General features: G+C 60.9%; 1 protein-coding gene. It reads left to right on the top strand.

Annotated elements, in window-relative coordinates; all coding sequences use genetic code 11:
* Positions 1-96: 96 nt before the first annotated feature.
* A complete protein-coding gene (locus CJ301_RS18485; protein ID WP_099278784.1) occupies positions 97-1347 on the top strand; it encodes an IS256 family transposase in 1251 nt (416 codons plus the stop codon).
* Positions 1348-1376 lie beyond the last annotated feature (29 nt).

Raw genomic sequence — 1376 nt, 5'->3', positions numbered from 1 at the left:
GGAGAAACGCGCGAAAGTTGGTGATGCCCTGAGGGGCGGCATATCATGGCGGTGTTCAGACGCCGTCAGTTCTCAGCCGAGAAAGGGATATGCCACATGCAAGAGAATACCATCAGCCAGCTGCCTGATCCATCGGGATTTGGCTCCGACGCATTCACCGATGTCATTCGCGAGGGCGCGCGCAAGCTGATCGAGCAGGCGATCCACGCCGAGTTGGCTGCGCTCATGGCCGCGTTTTCCAAGGACACGCTCGAGGATGGGCGGGCGCGCCTGGTCCGGCATGGTCACCTGCCGGAACGCGAGGTGATGACCGGCATTGGCCCGGTGCCCGTGAAGGTGCCGCGCGTGCGGGATCGGGGTGCCGGCGAAGACAGGATCACCTTCACGCCCAGCATCCTGCCACGGTATCTGCGGAAAGCGAAATCGGTCGAAGACCTGCTGCCGTGGCTTTACCTCAAGGGCGTCTCCACGGGCGATTTCACGGAGGCACTGGAGGCGCTGCTGGGTCCGAATGCCAAAGGCCTGTCCGCCAAGACCATCACGCGGCTGAAGGCCGACTGGTGGAAGGACTACGAGGCTTGGCAGAAACGCGACCTCGGTTCGCGGCGGTTTCTATACATCTGGGCCGATGGAGTTTACTTCAAACCGCGAATGGCTGAGGAGAAACAGTGTGTTCTGGTGATCGTGGGCGCCGATGAATATGGCCACAAGGAGCTGCTGGCCATGACCGACGGCTTCCGCGAAAGCACGCAAAGCTGGCGGGAGCTGCTGCTCGATCTCAAGCGGCGCGGCCTGAAACAGGACCCCAAGTTGGCCATCGGCGACGGCGCCCTGGGCTTCTGGACTGCGCTGCGCGAAGTGTTCGCTACGACGCGGGAGCAGCGTTGCTGGGTCCACAAGACCATGAACGTGCTGAACGCGATGCCGAAATCCGTGCAAGCCAAGGCCAAAGGCCATCTGCACGACATCTGGCAGGCCGAGACAAAGGCCGAAGCAAACGTCGCCTTCGATTTCTTCGTCGAAACCTATGGTGTGAAATGGGACAAAGCGGTCGCCAAGCTGGTCAAGGACCGGGACTCACTGCTGACTTTCTATGACTTCCCGGCCGAGCACTGGAAGCACATCCGGACGTCAAATCCGATCGAAAGCACCTTCGCAACGGTCCGGCATCGCACGAAACGCACCAAGGGGTGCCTGAGCCGCAAAACTGGCTTGGCCATGGCGTTCAAGCTGATGATGTCGGCGCAGAAGAAATGGCGCAGACTTGACGGCCAAAACCGCCTGCCTGAGATCATCCACGGGGTTGAGTTCCGCGACGGGCTCCGCCAACTTCAAGCGGCCGCCTGATCAAGCGTCACCAACTTTTGCCCATATCT

It is taken from the genome of Limimaricola cinnabarinus (assembly GCF_002723615.1).
Classification (GTDB): Bacteria; Pseudomonadota; Alphaproteobacteria; order Rhodobacterales; family Rhodobacteraceae; genus Limimaricola; species Limimaricola cinnabarinus_B.
This window is presented reverse-complemented; position numbering and strand designations above follow the sequence as displayed.

Coding starts and splice junctions, on each gene's coding strand:
- CJ301_RS18485 (WP_099278784.1), top strand. CDS start 97: ATGCAAGAGAATACCATCAGCCAGCTGCCTGATCCATCGGGATTTGGC.